At 52.5% G+C, this 5765-nt stretch carries 8 protein-coding genes; 4 read left to right on the top strand and 4 right to left on the bottom strand.

Features of this window, described 5'->3' with window-relative positions; translation table 11 throughout:
- The coding region (locus ACREAY_RS09315; RefSeq protein WP_431755497.1) for a Clp1/GlmU family protein at positions 1–733 on the top strand (733 nt) is incomplete at its 5' end.
- Between the two features lie 288 nt (positions 734–1021).
- Here the strand turns inward: ACREAY_RS09315 and ACREAY_RS09310 are convergent.
- Positions 1022–1147, bottom strand: coding sequence for a hypothetical protein (locus ACREAY_RS09310; protein ID WP_431755496.1), 126 nt, complete (start codon positions 1145–1147; stop codon positions 1022–1024).
- A gap of 195 nt (positions 1148–1342) precedes the next feature.
- On the opposite strand from ACREAY_RS09310, the gene ACREAY_RS09305 reads away from it, so the two are divergent.
- Positions 1343–1696, top strand: coding sequence for a hypothetical protein (locus ACREAY_RS09305; RefSeq protein WP_431755495.1), 354 nt, complete (start codon positions 1343–1345; stop codon positions 1694–1696).
- A 189-nt stretch (positions 1697–1885) separates the two neighbouring features.
- Here ACREAY_RS09305 and ACREAY_RS09300 read toward each other — a convergent pair whose 3' ends face one another.
- Both ACREAY_RS09300 and ACREAY_RS09295 read right to left on the bottom strand, forming a co-directional pair.
- Complete coding sequence (locus ACREAY_RS09300; protein WP_431755494.1) at positions 1886–2524, bottom strand: 7-cyano-7-deazaguanine synthase; 639 nt, start codon at positions 2522–2524, stop codon at positions 1886–1888.
- The gene (locus ACREAY_RS09295; protein ID WP_431755493.1) at positions 2517–3344 is read right to left on the bottom strand and encodes a 6-pyruvoyl trahydropterin synthase family protein; all 828 of its coding nucleotides are present in this window, start codon (positions 3342–3344) and stop codon (positions 2517–2519) included. The genes ACREAY_RS09300 and ACREAY_RS09295 overlap by 8 nt, the downstream gene beginning before the upstream one ends.
- Positions 3345–4109: 765 nt before the next feature.
- On the opposite strand from ACREAY_RS09295, the gene ACREAY_RS09290 reads away from it, so the two are divergent.
- Positions 4110–4316 (top strand): hypothetical protein, encoded by a 207-nt coding sequence (locus ACREAY_RS09290; protein WP_431755492.1) that lies wholly within the window; start codon positions 4110–4112, stop codon positions 4314–4316.
- Positions 4317–4347: 31 nt separating this feature from the next.
- On the top strand, positions 4348–5091 hold the full coding sequence (locus ACREAY_RS09285) for an asparagine synthase C-terminal domain-containing protein (RefSeq protein WP_431755491.1): 744 nt from the start codon (positions 4348–4350) through the stop codon (positions 5089–5091).
- A 41-nt stretch (positions 5092–5132) separates the two neighbouring features.
- Here ACREAY_RS09285 and ACREAY_RS09280 read toward each other — a convergent pair whose 3' ends face one another.
- Positions 5133–5528, bottom strand: a complete 396-nt coding sequence (locus tag ACREAY_RS09280) for a hypothetical protein (protein WP_431755490.1) — start codon at positions 5526–5528, stop codon at positions 5133–5135.
- Positions 5529–5765: the final 237 nt, after the last annotated feature.

The raw sequence follows: 5765 nt of genomic DNA, 5'->3' as shown, positions 1-5765 counted from the left end.
AGGTGCCGGCAAGTCGACGTTTTGCACGTACCTTGCCAACGTGGCCATCGGCCGCGGCATTACGCCGTGCATAACTGATGGCGACATTGGGCAGGGTGACCTCGCGCCGCCTGCAGCCATGGGAGCGGCTCCCATGGCCGCGCCTGCAACAGACCTTCGCGATGTCGATGCCCGGCTTTTCGAGTTTGTCGGCAGCATCTCGCCTGCGGGGCGCGAGAGGCTGGTGGCAGGCAGGATGAGGTCGCTCCTCGGCCGGACCCGGCACCTTGCAGGGCTGCACATCATCAATACTGACGGCTATATCGACATAAGGTACAAGAGGATGCTTGCACGCGCGCTAAAGCCTGACGCGATAGTGGTCCTTGGCAGCAGGCAACTTGCGGCAGAGCTGAAAGGCCCCTGGCAGATGTTGCCGGCAAGGTCGTCATGGCAGGCGGCAAAGACCTACCATGAAAGAGTTGGCCACAGGCTGGAGCAGTTTATGCGCTTTGTTGGAGAAGGATCTGCAAGCAGGAAGACAAGCGATGTCAGGTTTGTTCACGGTGGCCGGCCGGCGCTGCTTGCGGCAGAAAGCATGTTTGTGGGCCTTGGCGAAAAAGGGAGGGTAAGTGGTTTTGGGATAATAGAAAGCATTGACGAAAATATCGCGGTAAAAACAGATGTCCCGCATTTTACGATGGTCTGGCTGAGCGACATCGGTCTGAAAGACGGGATTGAAAGTCGGCTGCCTTGAGCAAGCACCGCCTCTCGGTTTTGCTCACATGCGCGTTTCCAGTGTATCAACAAAAACGCGGGTAATTGTTGTTCTTTTATGACTGCTGGGCGTAGATGTCTGCGGTTGCTCCTGGGGTGAAATATTGTTCTGGCTGCGAGCTGTTGCAGCGAAAAAGCTCTTGCCGCCACAAAAAGGAAAAATCATCAAAGGGGACTATCCGCAGTGGTTTATGGTATAAACATGGACGACGCTTGAGGTTCATCGATAAAAAAGGTCTCTCCCGCGCGGATGCCTCAATGTCCTCCTTCAGCCCGCAATCTCTCTGTACGTCTCGCAGATCAGGAGCATCTCTTTTAGAATTATCCTCGTTTCTTTTGAAGTCTTTTTCCTTTCCAAAGCCAGATGGATGTCTTTTTCCACAGACAGCATCATTTTGTGTCCTGGTTGCTCTTCAAGATTGGAGTAATGTCTGCCGTGCATAATGTCCGTTTCAAGAAATGCAACGTCGCGTGTCTATAATAGCAGAATGTTGGTTGAAAAGCTACAACATTTGATGGGCGGGCCATTGGCGACGTGGGATACAGACGAACGTCTTTTATAATTTCAGGACAGACTAACCCGTATAGAATGAGCACGATTGAAGATGTGGTGAAGGAATTTTCAGAGGCAGACAATGCGATAAGGTCGGTCTTTCCAAAGGTTGATCCTGTTCTAGTAGTCAGGTTAATTTTTGACCAGAAAGCAAAAAGGCATAACATTTACACTGTCGAGGCCATCCTCAAGGACGGACAAGACACCGAAACCGTCAGAAAGCGGGTGATCGAAGCCACTGGGATGGCACCTGGGTTTTACCTTCAGGGCACAAAGATGATAACCAGCCACAAACTAGACCTGCAGCTGCTAAAGCGCATCAATGATGTCGATTATGTAGTCAGCGTCAAGGGAAGCCCATATAGTGCTGGCGGCTCGACGGATTTCTGATATGACCGGAAGGTAAATTTCAAAAACCAGATTCGATTCTAGATTCATATCCTTGATGTATAAGGCGAATTTACAAGTAAAACGAGCGTAAATCCCACCCTCCGCTCTCGTTCCTTACTGGCAGGCAAGCACTTCCCGTCTGCCTGAAATAATCGAGCTGCTGCATAATCTGTTGACTTGGATTTCATTTTACGTTGCAAACGCCGGGTCCCTTATCCCAAGCGCCGCAAAAGCCTCAAGCCTCTGCCTGCACGCGTAGCACTGGCCGCAGTGCGTATCGCCTTCGCCGTGGCAGCTCCATGTCAGCTCCATCGGAACGCCAAGCTCCTGAGCGAGCCGGACGACGCCTATCCTGTCAAGGTCTGCAAGCGGCAATGCTATTTCATATGCCTTGCCGTCGCACAGCAGGCAGCCTTCGCGCAAGAGCGCGTTCAGTTTTTCAATATAGCCCCTGGTCGCGTCTTTGAAGAATGACACGTCGTGGCTGTTGTGGCCGCCGATTATCCACTTGACGCCAAGATATTCTGCATAGTGCGCGGCAATAGAGTAAAAGATCATGTTCCTTGCAGGCACGTATGATGCCCACCTATCGTCCGGGCCGGAGAACTGGGCATGGTCAAAGTCGGAAGCCTCCTTGACAAAGGGGACGTCCACTTCGGCAAGCTCTACCCCTGCGGCCTGCACGAGCATCGCGGTTGCCTGCTTTTCCTTTTCAAGCCGGCCAAAATAGTTGAACGTGATGGCCGAAACTTTGTGTCGCTGCCTGGCCCAGTACAGGCAGGTGGCGGAATCCAGCCCGCCAGAGAGCATCACCAGCGCCTTATCCATCTTTTTTTACGCCGGCGATGATGTGCGCGCCCTTGTTCACGCCTTCATAAATGTAGACGCCTAGGGCCTCCACGTTTGGCGGCATGCGCGGCGCAAGCAGCTTGATAATCTCTGTCGACAAATTTTCAACAGTGGCCTCGCCGGGCATCATGTAGGTCGTCATCTTTGGCAGCTGCAGATTAAAGTAGCCCCGGGGCCCCTGGAACTCGACGTAATAGTGCGTGTCGTCTTCCTTTTTGAGGTACCTCTTGTTGATAAAGAACTTGTGGTCTATGGCGTTTAGCGCGTCCTTGATTATGCGCTTGGCGTCCCCAAAGTCGACCACGAGGTTGTTTTTCATGCTGCCGATTATCTCTACCATGACAGTAGACGTGTGGCCGTGGAGCACCGAGCACTTTTCAACCAGCGGCAGTATGTGGGCATAATCAAACGCAAGCGACGGGTCCTCTATGAATATCGAGCCGGTCGCCATCCGTTCCTGTTCGTCGTAAAAGAACATCGAGTCCATCTCGCTCACCTTGCTCGCATAGCGCGAGTGGCCCACTGCAATGACGTCAAGGCCCGGCATAGCCTCCTTGACCTTTTTGAACTTGGCCGCGTCCTCCTCAGAGTCGATGACTTCTATCAGCTTGCTGCCGGCTGCAAAGTCTATTCTGGCCTGCGAGCCGTCAGGCAGCGACACCATCGCGCCGTAGTTGTAATCGTGGCCCAGGAACGCAAGCATCTTTGCGACCGACAGCTCGGCTCTGCTCAAAAGAAGGTTGCCATTGCCGTCAATGTACCGTAGATCGCTATCTAGAACGACCCGCTCATTAGGCATCAGTTTGATGCAAGTTGGCGCGCTATCTATATAAACGGTATCTCGGGGGACAATCAATTCCTTGTCGTGGGCTCGTAAAGCCGGGTCTGGCGATACACGCATGCCAAAACTGCGCTAAACTATTGGGTCGTGTCCAGCCAGTACAGGGTCTTTCATGCCATGGCCCCTGCCAACGTGGCTTTCTGTAGAGTGGCGAGCTAGCATCCAGTGACCATGCGCACATCTTTCAAAAATGACAGTTATTCCAGTATCCCAAGACGGGAGGGAACTATCGTCTTGATCACTAGTAGGTGACTGCTGACCATGTTTTATACAAGACGATGAATAATCCATCATCGATTCCCCAGAGTCGATAGGTCACAGGGGGTTGCTGAATTGAGTCCCAACCGTTGAGCAACCCTCTGCACCTTGCTCTCTCCTATCTGCCAATACGGGAGAGCAACAGAGTGGGCACGCGGTAATGATTAAAAAAAGCTGCTCAAACATGTTCCAGAGTTATCCTACTTGCACAAGAAACCACCAAGCAGTTTGATTTTTGATGGCATAGGAAAATTACATGAATCGCTTGGCGCTGCCAAGGATCCGCAGGATGTAGAGATGAAGCCCGACCCGGCGGTAATCTGGCGTGCCTCTTCAAGGTCGTATGCGGGAAAAACCTTTCTTTCGCGGGTATAAGTATTTTAGTTGCTTTTCTCAATCAATTTTGCTGTTTTGCCCGAAATAGATGGTGCAGGCCTGATTTCAAATGCGCAATTAAAGCGGGCAGTGGATAGTCTGGCCAAAATCCTTGGACGCTCTACCGTGGACATGCTCGTAATGGATTTTGAAAGACACGGGATTTTGCTTGAAGGCAGGGGGCCGTATGACATGGCGCATGTTAGAGAGACCCTCGTGAGGATCTTTGGCTCTGAAGGCGGCCGGCTTGTCGCTGAAAGGGTGCAGGTTGCCCTGCAAAGCGACGCCAACCCATAACGCTTTATCACGCCCGCGCCTACGGGAAACGTTGCTGCAGGAGCTGAGGGACGCGCTTTGCCGGGCGGTGGAAGACACCGTGCCGGAAAAGGCGGTTGCCGTGGCCTTTTCAGGAGGCGTGGACAGCACGATGCTGGCAAAGATATGCGCCGGCCTTGGCAGGCAAGTCTTGCTCATCACGGTGGGCTTTCCCGGCTCTCACGACATCGAGTTTTCACGGCAAATCGCGCAAAAGCTTGGAATGGCGCACAACGTGGTAGAGCTGGGCGAGGCAGATTTTGAGCGCGACCTGCGAGCCGTCCAGCAAGCCATAGGTTGCAGTAATACATCGCACATTGAAAACTGCATTGCCTACTTTTACATCGCAAGGGCAGCAAAGGGCGCGGGCCTCGACATTGTCCTGAGTGCCAACGGGTGCGATGAGCTGTTCTGCGGCTACAACGGCTACCGGTCAGTCTATGAAAAAGGCGAGCCTGCCATAATGGCGTTCATGGAGGAAAAGCTAGCAAACGAACTCGTCCTCGTGCAGGAAATATCGCAGGTTGCAGGCGAGTTTGGGGTGCAGGTGAGGCAGCCCTTCCTTTCGCCGGGTTTTATCCTGTTTGCAAAAACGATACCTGTCGACCAAAAGATCGGGGGGCCGGATGACCTTGTCAGAAAGCACATACTGAGGCAGGCCGCGCTTTTGGTGGGCGTGCCTGAAGAGTCGGCCATGAAGCCGAAAAAGGCGCTGCAGTACGGGTCGCTCATACACAAGAATTTCAAAAAACTATAAGGCACGCTAGCGGGAGGCAGACGGAGCCTGGAATAAAAAGCTCAGGAACCTTTTACGAGGATTCCTTTGAGTTCCTGGTTGTCCAGCAAGGTGTCGATGAGCTTTTGCTGCTCTTCTTTTGAAAGTTCGTTTGACATCTCTAGCGAGTCGATCGCCTTGAGCTTCCAGAAGTTGGTGAGCGCGCTGTCGACGGTCGTCTGAGAGTCGTAGACTACCTTGCCAAACGCGGTGAGGGTGTATTTGCCACTTTTCTTCCTCACGAGACCTGCCTTTGTCATCCTAGAGAGCCGGGAATAGTACTGCTTGCGAGTGAGCTTGGTCTTGCCCTTGAGGTTCTCGCTGTCAATGCTGCCGACTGCAATAGTCTTGAAAAGGTCCATAGACTTGTCGTCTGAAATGGTCCGGAGTACCGTGGCTGTTGTCTGAGACTTGGCCATTTTCTTATCGTAGCTTGAATTCGCAAGCATATTACCTGTTAGGTGCATAATGCAGTAGCTAACACTATAAAGTATCCATAAATGGATACAAATCGTGAGGCGCAGTGCCCATGAAGGGGTCCGCTTCCTCCTGTGGACCTCAGACCAAGAGCACTCCGACTGCCAAGCTTGTCTGCAGCACCATGTGTAGCGGGAACCACTTTTTGTGTTGCCTGCGCATATAGTCTACGTCCATTG

This window comes from Nitrososphaera sp. (assembly GCF_050748925.1).
Classification (GTDB): Archaea; Thermoproteota; Nitrososphaeria; order Nitrososphaerales; family Nitrososphaeraceae; genus Nitrososphaera.
Note: the sequence above shows the minus strand (reverse complement) of the source record. Positions and strands in the feature narration are given on the sequence as shown.

Bases quoted from the DNA above. Each gene is read 5' to 3' on its own strand.
- ACREAY_RS09280 (WP_431755490.1), bottom strand. From the start codon at position 5,528: ATGGCCAAGTCTCAGACAACAGCCACGGTACTCCGGACCATTTCAGAC.
- ACREAY_RS09305 (WP_431755495.1), top strand. From the start codon at position 1,343: ATGAGCACGATTGAAGATGTGGTGAAGGAATTTTCAGAGGCAGACAAT.
- ACREAY_RS09300 (WP_431755494.1), bottom strand. From the start codon at position 2,524: ATGGATAAGGCGCTGGTGATGCTCTCTGGCGGGCTGGATTCCGCCACC.
- ACREAY_RS09310 (WP_431755496.1), bottom strand. From the start codon at position 1,147: ATGATGCTGTCTGTGGAAAAAGACATCCATCTGGCTTTGGAAAGGAAA.
- ACREAY_RS09295 (WP_431755493.1), bottom strand. From the start codon at position 3,344: ATGCCTAATGAGCGGGTCGTTCTAGATAGCGATCTACGGTACATTGAC.